18 protein-coding genes are annotated in these 18,894 nt (G+C 44.3%); 12 read left to right on the top strand and 6 right to left on the bottom strand.

The genetic code is table 11. The features are described from left to right. Positions 1–86 precede the first annotated feature (86 nt). From D6D85_RS10635 to D6D85_RS10645, 3 genes are all read left to right on the top strand, one after another. Entirely contained in the window at positions 87–1,280 is a 1,194-nt protein-coding gene (locus tag D6D85_RS10635) for an aminotransferase class V-fold PLP-dependent enzyme (RefSeq protein ID WP_125672015.1), read from the top strand. A 4-nt stretch (positions 1,281–1,284) separates the two neighbouring features. Continuing rightward, a complete protein-coding gene (locus D6D85_RS10640; protein WP_125672016.1) occupies positions 1,285–2,163 on the top strand; it encodes a (Fe-S)-binding protein in 879 nt (292 codons plus the stop codon). Between the two features lie 63 nt (positions 2,164–2,226). Further along, the gene (locus D6D85_RS10645) at positions 2,227–2,637 is read left to right on the top strand and encodes a hypothetical protein (RefSeq protein WP_125672017.1); all 411 of its coding nucleotides are present in this window, start codon (positions 2,227–2,229) and stop codon (positions 2,635–2,637) included. A 12-nt stretch (positions 2,638–2,649) separates the two neighbouring features. Here the strand turns inward: D6D85_RS10645 and D6D85_RS10650 are convergent, their stop codons facing one another. Then, positions 2,650–4,824, bottom strand: coding sequence for a tRNA(Met) cytidine acetyltransferase TmcA (locus tag D6D85_RS10650; protein WP_125672018.1), 2,175 nt, complete (start codon positions 4,822–4,824; stop codon positions 2,650–2,652). Between the two features lie 69 nt (positions 4,825–4,893). Here D6D85_RS10650 and D6D85_RS10655 point away from each other — a divergent pair, with 69 nt between their 5' ends. Beyond that, positions 4,894–6,114, top strand: coding sequence for a M20 family metallopeptidase (locus D6D85_RS10655; RefSeq protein ID WP_125672019.1), 1,221 nt, complete (start codon positions 4,894–4,896; stop codon positions 6,112–6,114). Between the two features lie 3 nt (positions 6,115–6,117). Here D6D85_RS10655 and glyA read toward each other — a convergent pair whose 3' ends face one another. Beyond that, positions 6,118–7,443: a serine hydroxymethyltransferase gene (glyA, locus tag D6D85_RS10660; RefSeq protein ID WP_125672020.1), complete on the bottom strand. Its 1,326-nt coding sequence runs from the start codon at positions 7,441–7,443 to the stop codon at positions 6,118–6,120. A gap of 57 nt (positions 7,444–7,500) precedes the next feature. Between glyA and D6D85_RS10665 the strand changes: the two genes are divergently transcribed. The 5 genes from D6D85_RS10665 to amrS all read left to right on the top strand — a co-directional run bounded on the left by D6D85_RS10665 (position 7,501) and on the right by amrS (position 11,858). Continuing rightward, the gene (locus D6D85_RS10665) at positions 7,501–7,809 is read left to right on the top strand and encodes a DUF134 domain-containing protein (RefSeq protein ID WP_125672021.1); all 309 of its coding nucleotides are present in this window, start codon (positions 7,501–7,503) and stop codon (positions 7,807–7,809) included. Positions 7,810–7,995: 186 nt separating this feature from the next. Further along, a complete protein-coding gene (locus D6D85_RS10670) occupies positions 7,996–8,706 on the top strand; it encodes a proteasome assembly chaperone family protein (RefSeq protein ID WP_125672022.1) in 711 nt (236 codons plus the stop codon). 4 nt (positions 8,707–8,710) lie between these two features. Next, positions 8,711–9,025, top strand: coding sequence for an Hsp20/alpha crystallin family protein (locus D6D85_RS10675; protein WP_125672023.1), 315 nt, complete (start codon positions 8,711–8,713; stop codon positions 9,023–9,025). Then, positions 9,022–10,797 (top strand): ATP-dependent DNA ligase, encoded by a 1,776-nt coding sequence (locus D6D85_RS10680; RefSeq protein ID WP_125672024.1) that lies wholly within the window; start codon positions 9,022–9,024, stop codon positions 10,795–10,797. The genes D6D85_RS10675 and D6D85_RS10680 overlap by 4 nt, the downstream gene beginning before the upstream one ends. Then, positions 10,794–11,858, top strand: a complete 1,065-nt coding sequence (gene amrS, locus D6D85_RS10685; protein ID WP_125672025.1) for an AmmeMemoRadiSam system radical SAM enzyme — start codon at positions 10,794–10,796, stop codon at positions 11,856–11,858. The genes D6D85_RS10680 and amrS overlap by 4 nt, the downstream gene beginning before the upstream one ends. Positions 11,859–11,915: 57 nt before the next feature. Here amrS and D6D85_RS10690 read toward each other — a convergent pair whose 3' ends face one another. Continuing rightward, positions 11,916–12,185: a hypothetical protein gene (locus D6D85_RS10690; RefSeq protein WP_125672026.1), complete on the bottom strand. Its 270-nt coding sequence runs from the start codon at positions 12,183–12,185 to the stop codon at positions 11,916–11,918. A 99-nt stretch (positions 12,186–12,284) separates the two neighbouring features. On the opposite strand from D6D85_RS10690, the gene D6D85_RS10695 reads away from it, so the two are divergent. Then, positions 12,285–12,497 carry a hypothetical protein gene (locus D6D85_RS10695; RefSeq protein WP_125672027.1) on the top strand — a complete coding sequence of 71 codons (213 nt, stop codon included), beginning with the start codon at positions 12,285–12,287 and terminating at the stop codon, positions 12,495–12,497. Positions 12,498–12,605: 108 nt separating this feature from the next. Here the strand turns inward: D6D85_RS10695 and D6D85_RS10700 are convergent, their stop codons facing one another. Beyond that, a complete protein-coding gene (locus D6D85_RS10700; protein ID WP_125672028.1) occupies positions 12,606–13,388 on the bottom strand; it encodes an HAD-IIA family hydrolase in 783 nt (260 codons plus the stop codon). Between the two features lie 49 nt (positions 13,389–13,437). On the opposite strand from D6D85_RS10700, the gene D6D85_RS10705 reads away from it, so the two are divergent. Together D6D85_RS10705 and D6D85_RS10710 are read left to right on the top strand one after the other, a co-directional pair. Next, on the top strand, positions 13,438–13,962 hold the full coding sequence (locus tag D6D85_RS10705; RefSeq protein WP_125672029.1) for an SLOG cluster 4 domain-containing protein: 525 nt from the start codon (positions 13,438–13,440) through the stop codon (positions 13,960–13,962). A gap of 371 nt (positions 13,963–14,333) precedes the next feature. Beyond that, the gene (locus tag D6D85_RS10710) at positions 14,334–16,907 is read left to right on the top strand and encodes an adenosylcobalamin-dependent ribonucleoside-diphosphate reductase (RefSeq protein WP_125672030.1); all 2,574 of its coding nucleotides are present in this window, start codon (positions 14,334–14,336) and stop codon (positions 16,905–16,907) included. Here D6D85_RS10710 and D6D85_RS10715 read toward each other — a convergent pair. Both D6D85_RS10715 and D6D85_RS10720 read right to left on the bottom strand, forming a co-directional pair. Then, positions 16,904–17,863 (bottom strand): ornithine cyclodeaminase family protein, encoded by a 960-nt coding sequence (locus tag D6D85_RS10715; RefSeq protein ID WP_125672031.1) that lies wholly within the window; start codon positions 17,861–17,863, stop codon positions 16,904–16,906. The genes D6D85_RS10710 and D6D85_RS10715 overlap by 4 nt on opposite strands. A gap of 31 nt (positions 17,864–17,894) precedes the next feature. Beyond that, a partial coding sequence (locus tag D6D85_RS10720) for a Glu/Leu/Phe/Val family dehydrogenase (RefSeq protein WP_133308316.1) occupies positions 17,895–18,894 on the bottom strand: 1,000 nt, incomplete at its 5' end.

Here is an 18,894-nt window from a genome sequence, read left to right on the forward strand (position 1 = left end):
GCCCTAGCTGGAAATTTTTAAGTGCTCTTCGGACAATCCCGTTATGTTTTAAGCAAGTTTTTAATTTTTCAGGGAGAGGATGAATTATGTACGATGTGGAGAGGATAAGAGAGCAGTTTCCTGTTTTGAGAAATAGAAAAATTATATATCTGGATAATGCCGCTACATCACTAACTCCTGATAGAGTAATAGATGCTATCGTGAGATATTACTCTATGCACAGAGCTAATGTGCATAGAGGGCTTCATAAGCTCTCGATGGAGGCATCCAAAGTCTACGATGATGCCCATTCAAGAGTTGCCTCTTTCATAGGGGCAGAACCGCAGGAGTTGATATTCACAAGTGGAACAACAGAAGCACTGAACTTAGTCGCCTCAGGCCTTAAGCTGGGGAAAGGGGATCCAGTTGTTGTGACAATGATGGAGCATCATGCAAATCTTCTTCCATGGTATAGGCTAAGAAAGGAAAAAGGCGTTGAGATAAGATTTGTCCCTGTCTCAGCTGATGGAGGGATAGATATGAACTCATATCAGGAGATGGTTAAGGGAGCAAGAGTAGTTAGCGTCACATGGGTCTCCAATGTCCTTGGAACAATATCCCCTGTGGAGGAGATGAAGAAGATAGCTAAGGAGAACGGTGCAATATTCGGTCTTGATGGGGCCCAGGCAGTTCCTCACATGCCAGTAGATGTGAGGAAACTGGATATAGACTTTCTTGCTTTTTCTGCTCATAAAATGTGCGGGCCAACTGGAATAGGAGCTCTTTACCTGAGAAGGGATCTAGCTGAGGAGATGGAGCCATTTAAGCTCGGTGGAGACATGATCTCAGATGTCACGCTCGATGGATATCTTCCAGCAGAACTTCCCACAAAGTTTGAGGCTGGAACTCCTCCTATAGCTGAGGCCTTTGGATTCTCTGAGGCAATTAACTTTCTCGAGGAGCTGGGGGTTGAGAACATAATGAACCACGTCAGAAGGATAACTAAGGAAGCAGTAAAAGCTCTAAGCGAGATGAAAAAAGTGAGAATATATGGACCTGCTCCTGAGGAGGAGAGAGGAGGATTGATAAGCTTCTCCATAGACGGAATGAACTGTCATGATGTTGCTGCTGCCTTGGATGAGCTTTCTGGAATATGTGTTAGGTCGGGACATCACTGTGCTTTACCTCTTCACAAGTACGTTTTGGGAGTTGATGGAACTGTTAGAGCCTCATTTTACCTCTACAATACATTAGAAGAGGTGGAAACTCTTGTAAATACGCTGAACGATATAATAGGGTGAGCTTTTGTCTTGGGCAGGGCTTCCTGGATATGATTGCTGGCTTTGTGGAGCGCCATCATGCTCCACTGCTGCTAGGCTCATGGAAGCAGGAGAGCTATCTCCAGAAAGCTGTCCATTCTCAAAGCCAGTTCTCAGGAAACCGTGGATAACAGAACCAACCCCTATAAGAATAATCCATCCATGTCCATCAGAGCCCCAGACTACTGAGATATCACTGTCTTTAGTGCAGAAAGGAGCTAAATACAGGCCAATTGACATGGATCTCTCGATCGAGCTCCTAAACTTCTTTGCTGTTAGAGCTAGGTCTATGGCAAGAGGGCAGATAATATCAGCAGATATAGGGAGATCCAGTGTGCAAATATATGCTAGTGGGAGGATAATGCTCAGAAACGAAATTAGCTCTCAAAGTGCCCTAGATGACCTGAAGAAGTGCCTTTTCTATATAATGCCTGCTGTAGTATGCCAGAATGATGCTTATCTGTTTCTTGAGGAGATAATCTACAAGAGAAAGGTATGTCAAGAACATCTGATGGAAATAGCAGGAATAAAGCTTGATTTAAACGACATCAGGTCTGCTATAGAGGGAGTTGAGCCTGAGAATTATGAGATCCTTCTGAAAGAGGGGATAAACAGGATTAAAAAGCTGGATAGCACTGGATTAATCCTGATTTCCATCTCCATAGAGCTGAGAAGGGTCTTTCTTCTAAACCCACCAAAGGAGATAGTGGATGTTTTGAGAAGATCTTTCTCCGGATATCTAGAGAGAGAAGTGAAAAGCGATCACAGATCCAGCACAAGAGTGATGAAGCTCTCTGAGGCAGTAGCTAGGATTTTAGAAGGTGATATCCCGGCAACAGATAAAAATAGGACGGATCCTGAATAATGTTGTCTTTTTCTGAGATCAATGTTTATATTCTAGAGCGGATGAGTTAATGCTGTGTCGTGAATGTCTTCAGAGGACTTGGTGAAGAAGGTAAAGAACATTCTAGATGGCATGAATGTCAGGTATGAGGAGGGGAAAGTGAAGGATGCTACCTTCCTTATCTCCTTGTGGAAAACTGATAAATGGAGCGAGCTTGAGATAGACATAGTGATATCCCCTGGAGATCTAGTTGTCTTGTTCTCCACTCTACCTGTTTCATCAGAAGGAATGGAGAGCTGGCTTCTAAACAAGAACTGGGATTATAACTTCGCTCATTTTGCCACGGATATCTCGGGCAATGTCATAATAGTCTCAAACATAAGGGGAGAGGATGTCTCAGAGGAGTTAATGAGGTTGTCATTGGCATCAATAATAAGGGCTGCTGATGACTTAAAAGAGGCAATGGAGGAGGAAGAAGGCAATCCAACTGAGTGAGATAGCGGAAATCTACTCCAATCTAGGCAAAACATCGCTGTATAGTTCATATAAGGATCTAACACATTCTCTGACCTTATCTATAGTCTCCTTCATCGTCTTTTTCCTAGCTATCCTTACTATAAGAGGCCATGGTCTGCCCTGAAGGTTCTTCGCTATCAGAATTCTTTCAGCATCCTCCGGCAGGCTTCCCGCTCTCGACATGAAGTATGAGATGAGAAGCTCCTTTATTGCATCCGAGGCCATCTCGTACGTGTTGAACTCCCTTATGTAATCTCTCAGCCTGAGAATCTGAGAGAACCTTAGTCTGGGTCTCTCCTCATGAGTTCCAGCTGAGAGAACAAGCCTTATCACCTCCGGATCTGCATCAAAGTAGACATCGTGCAATGTGCTCAGAATCCTCCTCTTGAACTCAGCATTTAGCTCCTCAATGGATCTTCTCGCCTTCTCGCTGACGGGCTTTATCACAAACACACTATATTCCCCGGACACATCGCTTCTCTGCGGGCTCATATGAACTGGTAAAAATCCATTTTTGAGCCAGAATTTGAGAAGCTCAGGCGAGGCCCCGAATCCTGCTCCTATCCAGTCAACTCCAGCATCTTCAGCCTCTTCATGTATGAAGGACAGCATTCTTGATCCTATTCCCCTCCCCTGTAGCTCTGGATGCACAGCTATCCTTACTATTCTCCATCCCCATAGCTTGCAGAACTCCTTGTTTCCATAATGTACAAGAATTCTCGAGGGAATCATGTGTCCAGGAGGACTATCCTTTCTCTCCATAATGGCGTCTATCATGGATTTGTTTAACCTGCCCTCCTCGCATATCTGAGCAGCTGCCACGACATTATCCCCCATAAGAACAGCTCTCATATGATGATGAGGAGCATCCAGCATCATAGCAAGGTCATCTGGTCTGTTCCTATAATGAGCCAGAACATAGATTCCGTAGAACTCCCTCAATTTCTCCTCATCCAGCTTCTCCGGATCAAGCTTCTCATATCTTATCTCATCCTCTTTGACGGAAGCAGGTTCTGCATCCAGCAACAACAGCCTGTATAACCATAGCTCCACAGGATCTCCCTCCGGATATCTTATCGGAATTCTCATCTCCAGCCTCAGGAATCTGGTGTTTTTGGATTCCATCGCTTTCAGGAACTTCATTGTAAACCCTCTTCCAGATCCCTCATATCCGTGAACTGTTGTGGCGAATACGCTCAATCTACTCTTTCTCGCTATTCTGAAGAGAAGGTGAACAGGAACTGTAGCTGCTTCGTCCACGATCTTTATCCTTATATCAAGCTCTGACATAGATATTGGGGATCTATAGAACACCATTCTCCTCCCTGATATCACCGCAACAGTCTTCCCATCCCTCTTTACCTCGTTGTACTTCATCCCCTGTGCCTCTAACCCCTTTTTCAGAAATGAGAAGAAGATCTGCACGCCATCTGGAGAGGATGCAGTAACCCCTATCGACCTCGATATCCTCCTTCCCAATATCAGGGATGCCGCTAGGCCGAGAGCTGCTGATTTCCCCCTTCCTCTGTTGGCTGTTATGGCTATTATCTGTTTTTTCGGGGATGCTGCACTTGATAAAATTGTTCTTATGACGTTCAGCTGATCCTCCGACATGGACAAGCTCTCAACGGGATCATCTGATTGTGGCTTCTCAGTTTTCTTCTTCTCAACAGATCTCTCAACTCCCATCAGTTTTTCTCCATCCAGAAGCCATACTCCCTCTGATCCGAGGCTCTCCAAGAACCTTCTCTTAAATGCCTGCCTTACATCCCTCTCAGTGTAAGGAGGGGATATGAGCTCCCTTTGAAATCTGGTCAGCCTGCTCAACCAGTCATCAGGAACAAGAAACACTATTATCCCTCCTCCTCTCACAGTTTCTACGAGTATTCCCAGATCGTTCGGCCTGAGCTCATCTGATAGATCTGCAAAAAGGGCATCAAAAGTGCTTCCCAGAACAGAATCAGTTTCCTCATAACTTATTGTCCTCACATTACCTGTTTCTGGGAGTCCCACGCAGAGAACTGATTTCTCTCTTGAAAGCTCCTCGACAACATCTTTTATGGAGTTGAATTCATGTCCTTTTATCACAAGCACTCTTCTCTCTCCGCTTCTCTCAGCCTCGCTTAGTACCTTCTTTATTGCCTCCTTCGGATTTATGGGGTACATTTTAGGGATAATTTAACCTTCCGATATAAAGCTGGTAATTGTTAAATAAATACTGAGAGCTGATCTCACATGCTCGACAGCAGAATTGATGAATTGAGGAACTTCTGTGTTAAGGTGCTATCTGATTTAATATCTTATCCGACTGTGAATCCACCTGGGGAGAGCTATAGAGAGATATCAGATTATTTTTCCAACATTTTGAATGAGATCGGATTTAAGGTAGATGTGATTAAGGTCCCAGATTCCCTTTTAAACGATCCGAAGCACCCGAGATACAATGTTATAGCAAGAATGGGGAATGGCAGACCTGTTGTACATTTTAATGGCCATTATGATGTTGTACCAGCTGGATTTGGATGGAAAACTGATCCATTTAAGCCCTTTATATCAGGAGGACTTATATATGGAAGAGGAGCTAGCGATATGAAGGGGGGCATAGCCTCTATAATCACAGCTGCTAAGGCCTTGGCTGATTCCAATGCAAGGCTAAATGGCACATTAGAGCTATCATTTACGCCAGATGAGGAGACAGGAGGGGAGGCAGGGGTTGCTTACATAGTGGAAAAGGGAATTGTAAATCCGGATTTTGCTGTTGTGGCAGAGCCAAGCGGAATAAATAACATATGGATAGGAAATAAAGGGGTAGCGTGGCTTCTGATAGAAGTTTATGGTAAGCAAGCCCACGGCAGCACTCCTTGGAGAGGAGTTAATGCATTTGAGGCCATGGTTCATGTTGCCGATAGGATATTGAGAGAGCTGAAGCCAGTTGTGGAGAGAAGGAAGAGCAAATACGATTATGGGGATCCTGAGGGAGCAAGGGCCACCATAATGCTCGGAGGGGAGGTAAAAGGAGGAGCTAAGGTGAACATAGTCCCTGGATATTGTTCCTTCACGATAGATAGAAGGGTTCTACCGGAAGAAATGTCGGAAGAAGCTGCAAGGGAGATAGAGGAGTTCGTGAACAATATAAGAATTCCTGATGTTGAGCTTAAGGTTAAGAGGATAAGCGTTCAGGATGCAAGTGTAGTTGATCCAGAGCTCGAAATAGTGAGAGTGGCTGTGAGATCAGCTGAGGATGTGATAGGGATAAAGCCGAGAAGAACTGTCTGCATGGGAGGCTTGGACACAAGATTCTTCCAGAAAAAGGGGATCCAAGCTATAACATATGGACCTGGTGTACAGGAGGTGGCTCATATGGCCAATGAATATGTGAGGATAGATGATGTTCTTTCGATGGCTAAAATCTACTGCAGAATGGTATCAGGTCTTATGGGAGTAGAGCTGAGCTAAATGTCAAGTGGAGAGGAGAGATATGTACTTATAAGCCTCTCTTCCTGTTTCAAAGGCATAATGTATGTGCCTGAAGTTCCTTCTAAACTCTGATACCTGTTTTGAGACCTTCACTGGATCATCTCCTGCTATTAACACCTTTCTGATGAATTCAGCTATTTCCTCCATCTCTCCTTCCTTCATTCCAAGCCTAGTTACTTCAGCCACACCCATCCTTATCCCTCCTGGATCTAAGAAACTTCTACCTCTCTTCGGATCCCATGGCAATAGGTTTCTGTTCACTATTATATTTGCATCCTCCAGAAGCTTCTCAGCCTTCTTTCCACCACCCAGCTCATCCACATCCAGCAGAACCTGATGGCTTTTTGTGAACCCGTTTTTCTCCCCCGGCACCTTAAATCCCTTATCGTGAAGGGCTTCGGCAAATGCCCTCGCATTTCTCACTATCTGAGATGCATACTCCCTGCCAAAGGCAAGAAACTCAGCAAGAGCCACAGCTAAAGCTGCAACTGCGTTAAGATGATGATTGCTTAGAAGACCTGGAAAGTTTGCTTTTTTGATTAGCTCAAATTTCTCCTCATCATTCGTGACCACCATACCATGCTGTGGTCCTGGAAGAGTCTTGTGAGTGCTCATTGTCATGCAATCTGCCCCCTCCCTGAGCGGATCCTGAAACTCTCCTCCTGCTATTAGACCTGCTACATGGGCAGCATCGTAGTTTACAACTGCATTTATCGTCTTAGCTGCCTCTGATATCTCTTTTACAGGCTGAGGAAAGAGTATAACACTTCCTCCGAGCATTATCAGCTTGGGTTTATTCTGCTCTATTCTTTTCACAGTCTTCTCCACATCTATATTCAGGTTCTCATCATCAAATGCTATATATTTGACGTCCAAGCCTCTAACAGCTCCTGCAGTGCCTCCTATGAAGTTTCCCTCAGAGCCATAGAGAGGACCCATGCTTATGTGTCCTCCTTTTGTTATTGGAAGGGCCATCATGACATCTCCTGGCTTTGTGAAAGCAGCGTAAACTGACATGTTTGCTACAACACCACTTATAGGTCTTACATCAGCAAATTTTACTCTGAAAAGCTCTTTTGCAAGCTCCATTGCAATTATCTCAACTTGGTCAAGATATTTGGTGCCTGCATATACCCTCTCTCCCACCCATCCCTCTGCATATCTGTGGCCGAAATCGCAGATCAACGCCTCCCTAACAGCCCAGCTTGTCACGTTTTCGCTTGCTATAAGTGGTATTGAGGAATCAAACCAGTTATGATGTTCCCTCATGAGGGAGAAAATTTTCTCATAAGATTCTCTGGCATCCAATTACAACACCCAGTTAAGCAGGAAAGCTTTTTGAATAAAATCATAACTGATGATCATATGCACTGCTGGAGGAGGAGAAGAGGTCCCGGAAGACCGGTGAAGCCCAGAAACATAGCTTTCTGGAGGGGCCCCTTTGCCTTTCTGCCATCCCTTCCGGATGGCAGAATTGTGGAGGGACAGCCGATATACCTAACTCCAGATGAGGTCGAGTCATTCAGATTGGTATATCTGGAGGAGTTAACTCAGGAGGAGGCTGCAAAAAGAATGGGAATATCCAGAGGAACTCTTTGGAGATCTCTTTACAATGCAAGAAAGAAGATAGCAATGGCTCTTGCTGAGATGAGACCACTAGTTATAGGACCATAATAAATAGTATAATAGTATATTAGCTTGTAAATTTTGTTATCGCTTTCAGCAGTACTTTTCTACAAGGAAGTTCGATCTACTTGGTCCAACCCTCCCTGCCTGAAGCTTTCTTTATTTCATGCTCAGTGAATCTCAGAACAAAGTATATATAGTAAATTTCCCCAATAGTTAGAGAAGGGTGATTCCTTGTCGGTTGAGATAGTGGAGCTGTCCGAGGAGGAGGGAGATGTCCTGCTTCTGGGTTTTCCTGGGAATGGTCTAGTCGGTGCGATATCATCGGACTACATGGTGAGGCAGGCCAACATGAAAAGAGCGGCTAAAGTTGACTCTAGGAACTTCCCTCCAGTAGTGAAGCTGCTGGATGGAATGGCAATAGAACCTATAAATATATATTACACCAAGGGCATATATGTGATGATCGATGAAGTGGCACTTCCTCCTCAGTCCATAGCCGAGCTGATAACGTTCACTCTCGACTGGTTCTCCAAGAAAAAAGGAAAGCTGGTGATAATGGTCGAGGGATTGGCTGTTGAGAACAGGCTGGAGAAGGAGAAGCCCTCTGTTTATAAAGTATATAATAACGATAAAGCAAAAGAGCTGGCATCAAGCATAGAGGCAGACCCCCTTCCATCTGGCTATATATCAGGTCATATAGCTCATTTCCTGAAGGAGGCAAATTACAGGGGAATTCCTGCGATAACAGTACTAGTTGAATGTTTTCCATCTTATCCAGATCCGGGTGCTGCAGCTGCGGCAATAGATGCAATAAAACCATTGATAAAAATAGAAATAGACACACAACCTCTGATAAATGAATCCAATGCAATAAGATTGAAAATGAGGGAACTCATGAGGCAGGTTCAGGCTGCTCAGAGGCCTGCGGGTTATATAGGGTGATAACATGAAGTACTACTTCCCGGAACATGAGGAGGTTGTTGAGCCCCTTGCCGATTTGAAGGTGATGATGGATACTATAAAGCTCAGCATGGACATCCCTGGAGTTGAAAAGAAGAATTTAGAGCTCAAGGTAAGCGAAAAAACAGTTATAGTAAGGGCTTTCGCTATAATAGGAAAGAGAAATGTACATTATTACAGAAGAATCGATCTTCCAGTCGAGATAGATCCTGATACTGTCAAGGCCAAGCTTACAGCAGGAGTGCTTGAGATAACAGCTAAGATAAAGCCTAAGGGATTTAGAGAGGTGGCTGTGGAATGAAGTTCATAAGAGTGGCAGAGTGTTACAGCAAGCTTGAGGAGATATCAGGAAGGCTTGAGATGATAGATATCCTGAAGAGACTTTTCCTTGAGGCAAATCCGGATGAAGCGGAGAAAATAGCCTATCTCACGCTTGGGAAAATAGCTCCAGATTATGAGGGGTTGGAGCTGGGGCTGGGGGAGAAGCTCGCGCTCAGGGCTATATCAATAGCTTCAGGCATCAGCGAGCAGACAATATCAAAGGAGTATAAAAGGATAGGGGATATAGGAAAGCTCGCTGAATGGGCTGTAGGCAAGAGGCCTTCCCTATTTGGGAAGGAGGAGCTGACATTAGATAGAGTTTTCAGCTCGCTTCTTAAAATAGCTAGGGCAACTGGTTCTGATTCCCAAGACATAAAGATAAGGACATTTGCAGGATTGCTGAGCGATTCCGAGCCTATAGAGGCAAGATATATAGCTAGGATAGTCATGGGAAGGCTTAGACTTGGAGTTCAGGATATGACCCTGCTCGATGCCCTTGCTGAAGCTTATTTAGGCTCAAGGGAGAGGAGGAGTCTTCTTGAGGAGAAATACAACATATACCCAGATATAGGAAGGATAGCTAGAGCTGTCGCTGAGAAGAAGGAGAAAGGTCTGGAGGAGATAGATGTTACTTTGGGGGTTCCAATAAGGCCGATGCTAGCTCAAAGGGTGAAATCTGCCGAGGAAGTTATTGAGAGAATACCGAAAATGTATGCTGAGCACAAGTATGATGGGGAGAGGATGCAGATTCACATATGGAAGGATGGAAGAGTTAAGCTATTCTCAAGGAGGCTTGAGGACATAACCGCTCCTTACCCAGATGTCAGAGATGCCTTAAAAACCTTTGTGGGAAGGGATATGATCCTTGACTCTGAAACTGTTGCTGTCAATCCAGATACTGGAGAGATACTTCCCTTCCAAGAGTTAATGCATAGAAGGAGAAAGTATGGAGTCGAGGAGGCAATGGAACAGTATCCAGCTGTCACCTATGTATTCGATATACTCTATCTGGATGGAAAAAGCCTCATAAATCTCCCGTTAAGGGAGAGAAGGAAGATACTGGAGAGCATAGTTCCAAAGGAGGGGAACATAAGAGAGGTGGTCTACAGGGAGATAGACAGCAATTTGCAGGAGCTAGAGGCATTCTTTGAGGAAGCTGTTGAGAAGGGAATGGAGGGATTAGTTATAAAGGATCCAAATTCAAGATATCAAGCTGGGACAAGGGGATGGAATTGGATAAAGCTGAAGAGGAGCTACATAAGCAAGATGATAGAACCCGTTGATCTCGTCGCAGTGGGAGCTTTCATGGGGAGAGGGAAGAGAGCTGGAACTTATGGTGCCCTTCTCATGGCAGTATATGATCCAAAGGAGGACAAGTACAAGACAGTTTGTAAGATGGGATCTGGCTTCACGGATGAGGATCTGGGCAGACTACCGGAGATATTTAAGCCGTACGTAACTGAGGTAAAGGATCCTAGTGTTGAGAGCAAGATAGAGGCAGATGTGTGGTTCCAGCCGAAGATAGTGCTCGAGGTGATAGGAGATGAGATAACGCTAAGCCCTGTGCACACATGCGGTTTTAACTCAATAAGAAAGGGATCCGGACTTGCAATAAGATTTCCAAGGTTCACTGGAAGATGGAGAGATGATAAGGGGCCTGAGGATGCCACAACTGAGGATGAGATAATACAGATGTACAAATCACAGCTGAAGGAGATTAAGGAGGAGAAAATTAAGGAGGAGGCCGCATGAAAAAGGGGAGGGTTGAACTAAGGCTTCAGAGGAAGGTGGATGACAAAGTTCAGTGCCTTGCATGCCCAAGAAAGTGCATAATACCTGAGGGATTTAAGGGTCTCTGCAAGAGCAAGATAAATGTAGATGGAAAGATATATGAGGTAAATTATGGATTTGTCAGCTCTGTGGCACTTGATCCAATAGAAAAGAAGCCTTTTTTCAACTTCTGGCCAGGATCATGGGCATACAGCATAGGAACAGTTGGATGCAATCTAAAATGCGAGCACTGCCAGAACTGGCAGATCTCTCAAGCCGATCCTGAGAAGTTCTCCTGGCTAATTCCTTTGAGCCCTGAGGATGCAGTTAAACAGGCAAAGGAGTTGGAGGCAAGAAGCATAGCCTATACGTACAATGAGCCGACTATAGTCAGCATAGAGTGGGTGCTTGACACGGCAAAGCTGGCAAAACAGGAGGGAATTCTGAATCTGAGCGTCACAAATGGATACTGGAGCGAGGAATCATTTGATTTACTGAAAAACTATATAGATGCAGCTAATGTGGATGTAAAGGCCTTCACAGACAGATTTTACAGAGACGTGGCAAAAGCTCCAAGCATAAAGCCTGTTCTAGAGACTGTTGAAAGATTGAAAGATGAGAAAAAGCACGTTGAGCTCACATATTTGATAATACCAACTTTGAATGACAGCGAGGAGGAGATAAGAGCTTTTTCAAAGTGGGTTTTTGATAAACTAGGCCCTGATACTCCAGTCCATTTCTCAAGGTATTACCCTGCTTACAGGATGAAGATTCACTCAACTCCTGTGGCCACAATAAGGAGAGCTAGGGATATAGCTGTTGAGGAGGGGCTTCGCTACGTGTACAGCGGAAATGTCCCTGGAGATCCCGGAGAAAACACGTACTGTCCAAGCTGCAAAAAGCCTGTCATAATAAGATACGGGTTTGATATAGAGGAGTGCAATCTCACAGAGGACAACAGGTGCAAGTTCTGCGGCGAGAAGATAGCTATTGAGGGCAGATGTAGTAGCGGAAGGAAGAGATGGCCTTCCCTAGTTATTTAAAAGCCAAAGTAACAGACCAGAGATCAGCAAAATGGGAATTGACCTCAGAAACGGAAATTAGAGATCCACTTTTCCCTCCTTCACCAGATTCATCAGAAACTCCATAGCTTCCCTCCCTAAGATCACCTTCTCCCCTATTCTAACAGCTGGGGCACTTTTTACCCCTGTTAGAGCTGCCTTAATTATGACATCATCCCCTGGCTGCTCTATCCTCCTTACAGCAAGCGTATATCCAGCTTTTCTCGCTGCTCTCTTTATTTCATCCATCATCTCTATTACTTCAGAAGATAGATCGTCATAGGATATGTAGAGCTCCAGCAAAGGCATAGTGAACATAATGTGGGGAATTTAAAAGCTAATGTGAAACTTTTTATCTCTTGGTGTGATCCCCTGCATACCTCTGATAGCCATGGAGATGATCTCTTCATGACCTATAAGAGAGTAAGAAGCTCATGGAATGGAGAGGATATGGTTTTTGCAAGGAAATTAGCTGATGCCCTCTCGGATAGGTTAGTGAGGGTTATTTCACTTTCAAGTCCGGATGATGAGGTCTATGAGAGTAATGTTCTCGTCGTCCTGAAGGAAATAAAGTATGAGGATTTTGAGATAGTGTCAAGTAGCATCGGAAGTTGGGGATAAGGTGAATCCTCTTCTCGCTGGAGAAGATGAGAGGGATGTACTGGATCTTTTCATTTTTCATGGAGGTAAGGATGTTAAACAAGTTATATAATGTCATTCTAGAAATATCTAAATTATATTCAATATATCAATAAGACTGTTTAGAACGTAGTTCGGCTTTACATCAGATTTCTTCAGATCATCCGGCTTAGTGACACCAGTGAGCACAAGAAGGGAGTCCAAGCCAGCAGATTTCGCTCCTACTATATCGGTGTCAAGCCTATCTCCTATCACCAGCGCATTGGAAGTTCCAGCTATCTCAACAGCTATGTCGAACATTATCCTGCTGGGCTTACCGACAACAATATCAGGGCTTTTTCCAGCTCCTGTCGATATCGCTGCTACTATCGCACCTGCTCCGGGAGCAAGCCCCCTCTCAGAGGGAAATGTTGGGTCCATGTTTGTTGCAATGTAAACAGCACCATTTCTCACAGCAGTCATCGCATTCCACAGCTTTTCATAATCGAACTTTCTGTCCATCCCAACTACTACAAAATCCACCTTATCCCAGCAATCCTCAGGCTCGGCTATCTCAAATCCCTGAGAGATTAACTCCTCCATGAGTCCACTTTCCCCCACAACATATGCCTTTCCTCCTCCATATAGCTTCTTCAAGTACAGCGCTGTGGCGTAGCTACTGCTCACCACGTGCCTCTCTGAAGCCCACTTTATCCCTGCATCTGAGAGAGCTTTGACATAGCTAGTTCTGCTCCTTGTGGAGTTATTTGTGAGGAATATCACTATTTTTTCCCTCTCATGTAGGATGTTTACAGCCCTGACAGCTTCCTCTATTATCTTACTGCCGACCCAGATCACTCCATCCATGTCAACAAAGTATGCTTTGTATCCCATCAAGATCTCAATGAGGAGCCTTTTATAACTCTTCTATCCTCTTTCTGCTATGAAGTTCCATGTTGGAGTAGCAGCTCACGGCTCTGGATCTGATCCGGAAAGAGCAAGGAGATTTGTTGAGGCACTTCCTTCAGATGTAAGAATTCTTCTTGGAGGATATTGGGGGCTTATGAGGGATGTAGCAGAAGCTGCAAGGAGAAGAGGGCTTCAAGTTATCTTCTTCCTACCACATGACCCGTTGGAAAGAGTACCTGAGGATGATAATTTCATAAAGATAGATACAGGCTTGGATTACAAGGGGAGAAGCGTCATTCTAGTGAGAAGTTCTGATGTTCTGGCAGTTCTAGGGGGAGAAGTTGGGACAGTTATAGAAGCTTTAATGGCCTACTCTTATGGAAAGCCTGTGTTTATTCTGAGGAATACGGGAAGAACAACAGATAAACTTGAGAAAGCATTTCCAGACGCATTTGACGAGAGAAAAACGGGTCCAGTATTCTATGCAGATACTCCTGAGGAACTGGCTGCAAAGATTGTTCTTTGGAGAGGAGGCATTAGATCTCTTAATTTTGTCTAAAAGCCTTTTATATTCCTGAGCTGCTTTAAAGAGGTTATCAGAAGATAAATTTCAGTACTGTTATCTTTCTTCTGTTTATCTTTTAGCGTGAATCTCTCTCATCATTATCTCTTGAAATTATCTTCTTTACTGCAACTGCAATCTATCAATCCTTCTTTCTTCCTTGAAAGGGCGAAATTATTACATATGACAATCAAGGACCCCTTTCCAAGAAGCTAGCATAATTTATCCTTCTTCTCAAGCAAGTAGACCTCATTCAACGATCTAGTCGGGATAAAAAAGCTATTTCCGGCAATGAGATAGACTAGAGAAAATCCGGAGCTGAAAGGAAATAGAAGAGTTTATAGAGGGATATAGCATGCAATTTCTTGATGACATTCAAGGTAAATTATGTGATAAAACGGGATGGAAGAAAAGTCCCATTCGACGTGGAAAGAATAAGAAGAGCTATAAAAGCTGCTATGCTTGATGTCGGATACTATGATGAGAAGGCTTTGGAGAAAGCAGTCTCATACGTGCTGAAAATCATAGAGGAAAGATACAGCGATGAGAATCCGCCTCATGTGGAGGAGATACAGGATATCGTGGAGCTTAGCTTGGTGAAGTACGGTTTGTATCAGGTGGCCAAGGGATACATATTGTACAGAAAGGAGAGGGAGAACATAAGAAGGGAGAAAATGCTCCTTCTAGGCAAGGATTACGTGGATGATGTTGATAAGAAATTATCTCTCAATGCAATAAGGCTTCTAGTGAACAGATACCTGCAGAAAGGGCCTGATGGAAAGCTTCTGGAGGATCCAAAGGGAATGTTCACGAGAGTCGCAGCTCTTGTGGTTATACCGGATATCTTGTACGATAAAAGAATTTTCAACAAGAGTGGAGGAGAAAAAATACATGAGAAGGAGGAGTTCAATCCAGATGAGTGGGATGGAAAAGTCGGATTGGGGGATGAGTTCAAGTGGAACAAGTACCACTTAGAGAGGATGAAGAGCCTCTATGATGAGCTTAATTCAGCTGGGAAGATGAGAATAAGCTGGTCTGAGTTCTGGAATATGCTTATTTCAGGGGAGTTTAACGATCATATAGAGGACTTCAGGAAATATTTCTCGTTGATGGCTGAGTTGAGATTCCTGCCCAACTCTCCAACATTATTTAACGCAGGAACTAGACTTTCTCAGCTTTCTGCATGCTTTGTCCTAGATATGGAGGACAGTTTGGACTCTATAATGAAAGCGGCAGTCGAGGCATCCAAGATATTCCAAAGCGGAGGAGGTATAGGGATAAACTACTCAAAACTCAGGCCAGAAGGGGACATAGTTATGTCAACTGGAGGAAGATCGAGCGGACCTGTCTCCTTCATGAGGATAATAGATGTTATAACGGATGTTGTAAAGCAGGGAGGCAGGAGAAGAGGAGCCAACATGGGAATACTTGAGGTCTGGCACCCTGACATACTTAAATTCATAGAATGTAAATCCAAACCTGGAAAATATGAGAACTTCAACATCTCTGTGATGATAACAGAGGAATTCTGGCAGTACTATGAGAAGAATGAGCCATATCCGCTGATAAATCCTAGAAATGGAGAAGTATGGGGGACTATAAACCCAAGAGAGCTCTTTAGAAGAATAGCTGAGATGGCATGGAAAACAGGGGATCCTGGTGTTTTATTTGCCGATAACATAAACAGGAGAAACATATTGAGAGAGGCTTTAGGAGACATAAAATCAACGAACCCATGCGGGGAGGAGCCCCTGTATCCTCATGAGTCCTGCAATTTAGGAAGCATAAATCTCTACTACTATATAGATTACAATGAGAAGGGAGCTCATTTCAACTGGGATGAGTTCTCTAAGGACATAAAATTGGCTACTAAGTTCTTGGACAACATAATAGATGTGAACAAGTTCCCGGTGAAGGAGATAGAGGAGAAGACTAAGATGAGCAGAAAGATAGGATTGGGGGTTATGGGGCTTGCAGATACCCTCTATGCACTGGGCATACCATATAACAGTGAGGAGGGCTTCTCCTTCATGAGGAGGATTGCCGAGACCTTAACATATTATGCAATGGAGGAATCCGCAGAATTAGCTCAGGAAAGAGGACCTTTCCCGCTTTTTGAAAAATCTGGATATGTGAAGGGAGATATGCCAGTGGAGGGATTTTATCACAGAGAATGGTGGACTCTCGATTGGCAATCCTTGGCAGAGAAGGTGAGAAATGGCATAAGAAATGCTGAGGTGACAACAATAGCCCCAACAGGCTCTATATCCATGATAGCAGATGTATCCAGTGGAATTGAGCCTCAATTTGCACTCGTATATGAGAAAAAGGTGACAGCAGGAGAGTTCTTTTATGTCGATGAGGAGTTGAAAAGACAGTTGAAGAGAAGAGGCATGTACAATGATTCCTTGATGAAGAAAATAGCAGATAATGGCGGATCTCTTCAGGGACTTGATATAGATGAGGATCTGAAAAGGGTTTTCCTGGTGGCCTACGATATACCTTGGTGGGATCACGTCAGAGCTGAGGCTGAGATAGCTAAGTGGATCTGTGCTGCTGTGAGCAAGACGATAAACATGCCCTCTTGGGTGACTGTCGAGGATGTCGAGAAGGCATATCTATTTGCTTACAAGCTGGGGGCGAAAGGAGTGACCATATACAGAGATGGATCTAAGGCTGCACAGGTCTTGGTGACACCATCCCAGAGAAAAGGGGAATATGTGATGTCAATAGAGAACAGAACCTTGGATATCATGAAGGAGCTGGGAATCGAGATGCCCTCGATGGGAAGGCAGAAAAAAGAGGTGAAAATGGTTCTGCCTACTCCAGTGGTGAAGAATAATGTGGAAAAATGCCCTGAGTGCGGGAGCGATAGATTGATATATGAGGAGGATTGTGTAAAATGCCTTGACTGTGGATGGACCGCTTGTGTTATCTCTTAAAGCTCAAGTTCCGTTCCAATTCCCATTTCTCTAGCCTTTCTGTATATTAGATCTGCCACCACCACATCATGTATTGCCAAGCCTAGGTTCATCGCCATAATCCTCTCGGAATCGCTTTCTCTTCCCGGCTTTTTCCCCACCACTATCTCATCCAGTTCAGCGTAAACTTCAGGTATTTCCCTAAAGTAACCTATACTTTTATAATACATTAATTGATTTTTATCATCCGTTACAAATTTGTCCATGGAGTGCATCGCACTGGGTTTCCAGTAGGAGTCGAAATCCAGCGGCGCAGCAAATCCCCCGTTCTTGAACCATTCGGCTTCTATAACCGGTTTTGGATCCTTTAATATGGGGCCTGCCGTTACCACTATGTCAGATCCCTCCACTACTTCCCTAGGAGATTTCATCACATTTACATCGATTCCAAGCTTGAATTTAATCTCTTTCCGATACTTTTCTGCTGCATCCGGGTTTACATCATATGCCCTTATCTCGCTCAGGTCGAAAATTGCAGAAAGCGCTTCAGCATTGCTTCTTCCCTGAACACCACATCCTATTATTCCTAGGGTTTTGGACTCCTTTCTGGCAAGATATTTTGCGGATATAGCTGTTACAGCACCTGTTCTCATTGCAGTTATCCAAGATGCATCCATGACGCTCAGCGGGATACCTGTATCTGGATCGTTAAGTATGAAAAGGCCTGTTATGTATGGAAGTCCTTTTTTCCTGTTCTCTGGATATCCTGCCACCCATTTAATCCCTGCTAGATCCATCCCTTTCAAATAAGCTGGCATTGCGTGTATGAACGAATCAGGTCTAGGATGTATTCCCGGCTTAGGGGGCATTTCCACCATTCCATAACCCTTCTCCCTCAGCCCAGCCTCCACAACGGATATTATCTCCTTCATGCTTATTCCAAGGGATTCCACATCTTTTCTGGAGAGGTAAAGCATAAAAAAGGGAGAGAAGGAAGAATAAAAAGTTTTAGGGCCAGATGCCCCTCAGCTCCATGGCCCTTACAACTCTCTTCACTGCAAGAGCTAGAGCTGCAGTTCTCATATCGACCTTTAGCTCCTTGTGCATGTTGTACACATCGTTGAATGACTTTGCCATCCTAGCCTTGAGCTTCTTCCTCACGGTCTCTATGTCCCACCACTCCCTAGTTCTTGCCTGGATCCACTCGTAGTAGCTTACTGTCACACCACCCGCATTTGAGAGTATGTCCGGCATTACTGTTATACCTCTTTCATGCAGTATATCATCAGCTTCAGGTGTTGTTGGGCCATTTGCAGCCTCCACTATAAGCTTTGCCTTTATGTTATCGGCATTCTTATCCGTTATCACGTTCTCCACAGCAGCGGGTATGAGGATATCTACATCTAGCTCTAACAGCTTTTCATTCGCCTTAACTGGATCCTTATCCAAGGTAGTGGAGCCTGGAAAGCCAGGAATTGCTCCTGTCCTCTGTAGGTGCTCCAAGACCTTGTCGGGATCAAGGCCATCTGGGTTGTATATAGCTCCCGTTATATCGCTCACAGCGACGACCTTCATTCCAAGCTCATGCATGAACTTAGCTACGAAGTATCCAACTTTTCCATATCCCTGTACAGCTACCTTCACCTTCTTTGGATCGATCTTCATCACTCTTATTACCTCCTCTGTCACATACTGCAACCCTCTTGCTGTAGCTTCCTCCCTTCCCTCGCTTCCCCCTATCTCAAGAGGCTTCCCTGTTATCACACCTGGCTCAGGATATCCCTTTATCATGCTGTACGTATCCATTATCCAGGCCATTATCTGTGGATTTGTGTTGACGTCTGGTGCCGGTATATCGATGTCAACCCCTATTATAGGAGTTATGGCATAAGCATATCTCCTAGTCAATCTCTCAAGCTCAGCCTTGCTGAGCTTAGTTGGATCAACCCTTACCCCTCCTTTAGCACCTCCATAGGGTATGTCCACAACAGCTGTCTTCCAAGTCATC

This window comes from Candidatus Methanodesulfokora washburnensis (genome assembly GCF_003947435.1).
GTDB classification, from domain to species: Archaea; Korarchaeota; Korarchaeia; order Korarchaeales; family Korarchaeaceae; genus Methanodesulfokora; species Methanodesulfokora washburnensis.

Bases quoted from the DNA above. Each gene is read 5' to 3' on its own strand.
- D6D85_RS10650 (WP_125672018.1), bottom strand. From the start codon at position 4,824: ATGTACCCCATAAATCCGAAGGAGGCAATAAAGAAGGTACTAAGCGAG.
- D6D85_RS10695 (WP_125672027.1), top strand. From the start codon at position 12,285: ATGACCTATAAGAGAGTAAGAAGCTCATGGAATGGAGAGGATATGGTT.
- D6D85_RS10680 (WP_125672024.1), top strand. From the start codon at position 9,022: ATGAAGTTCATAAGAGTGGCAGAGTGTTACAGCAAGCTTGAGGAGATA.
- D6D85_RS10705 (WP_125672029.1), top strand. From the start codon at position 13,438: ATGAAGTTCCATGTTGGAGTAGCAGCTCACGGCTCTGGATCTGATCCG.
- D6D85_RS10715 (WP_125672031.1), bottom strand. From the start codon at position 17,863: ATGCTTTACCTCTCCAGAAAAGATGTGGAATCCCTTGGAATAAGCATG.
- D6D85_RS10700 (WP_125672028.1), bottom strand. From the start codon at position 13,388: ATGGGATACAAAGCATACTTTGTTGACATGGATGGAGTGATCTGGGTC.
- D6D85_RS10675 (WP_125672023.1), top strand. From the start codon at position 8,711: ATGAAGTACTACTTCCCGGAACATGAGGAGGTTGTTGAGCCCCTTGCC.
- D6D85_RS10665 (WP_125672021.1), top strand. From the start codon at position 7,501: ATGCACTGCTGGAGGAGGAGAAGAGGTCCCGGAAGACCGGTGAAGCCC.
- D6D85_RS10690 (WP_125672026.1), bottom strand. From the start codon at position 12,185: ATGCCTTTGCTGGAGCTCTACATATCCTATGACGATCTATCTTCTGAA.
- D6D85_RS10710 (WP_125672030.1), top strand. From the start codon at position 14,334: ATGACATTCAAGGTAAATTATGTGATAAAACGGGATGGAAGAAAAGTC.
- D6D85_RS10635 (WP_125672015.1), top strand. From the start codon at position 87: ATGTACGATGTGGAGAGGATAAGAGAGCAGTTTCCTGTTTTGAGAAAT.
- D6D85_RS10645 (WP_125672017.1), top strand. From the start codon at position 2,227: ATGTCTTCAGAGGACTTGGTGAAGAAGGTAAAGAACATTCTAGATGGC.
- amrS (WP_125672025.1), top strand. From the start codon at position 10,794: ATGAAAAAGGGGAGGGTTGAACTAAGGCTTCAGAGGAAGGTGGATGAC.
- D6D85_RS10655 (WP_125672019.1), top strand. From the start codon at position 4,894: ATGCTCGACAGCAGAATTGATGAATTGAGGAACTTCTGTGTTAAGGTG.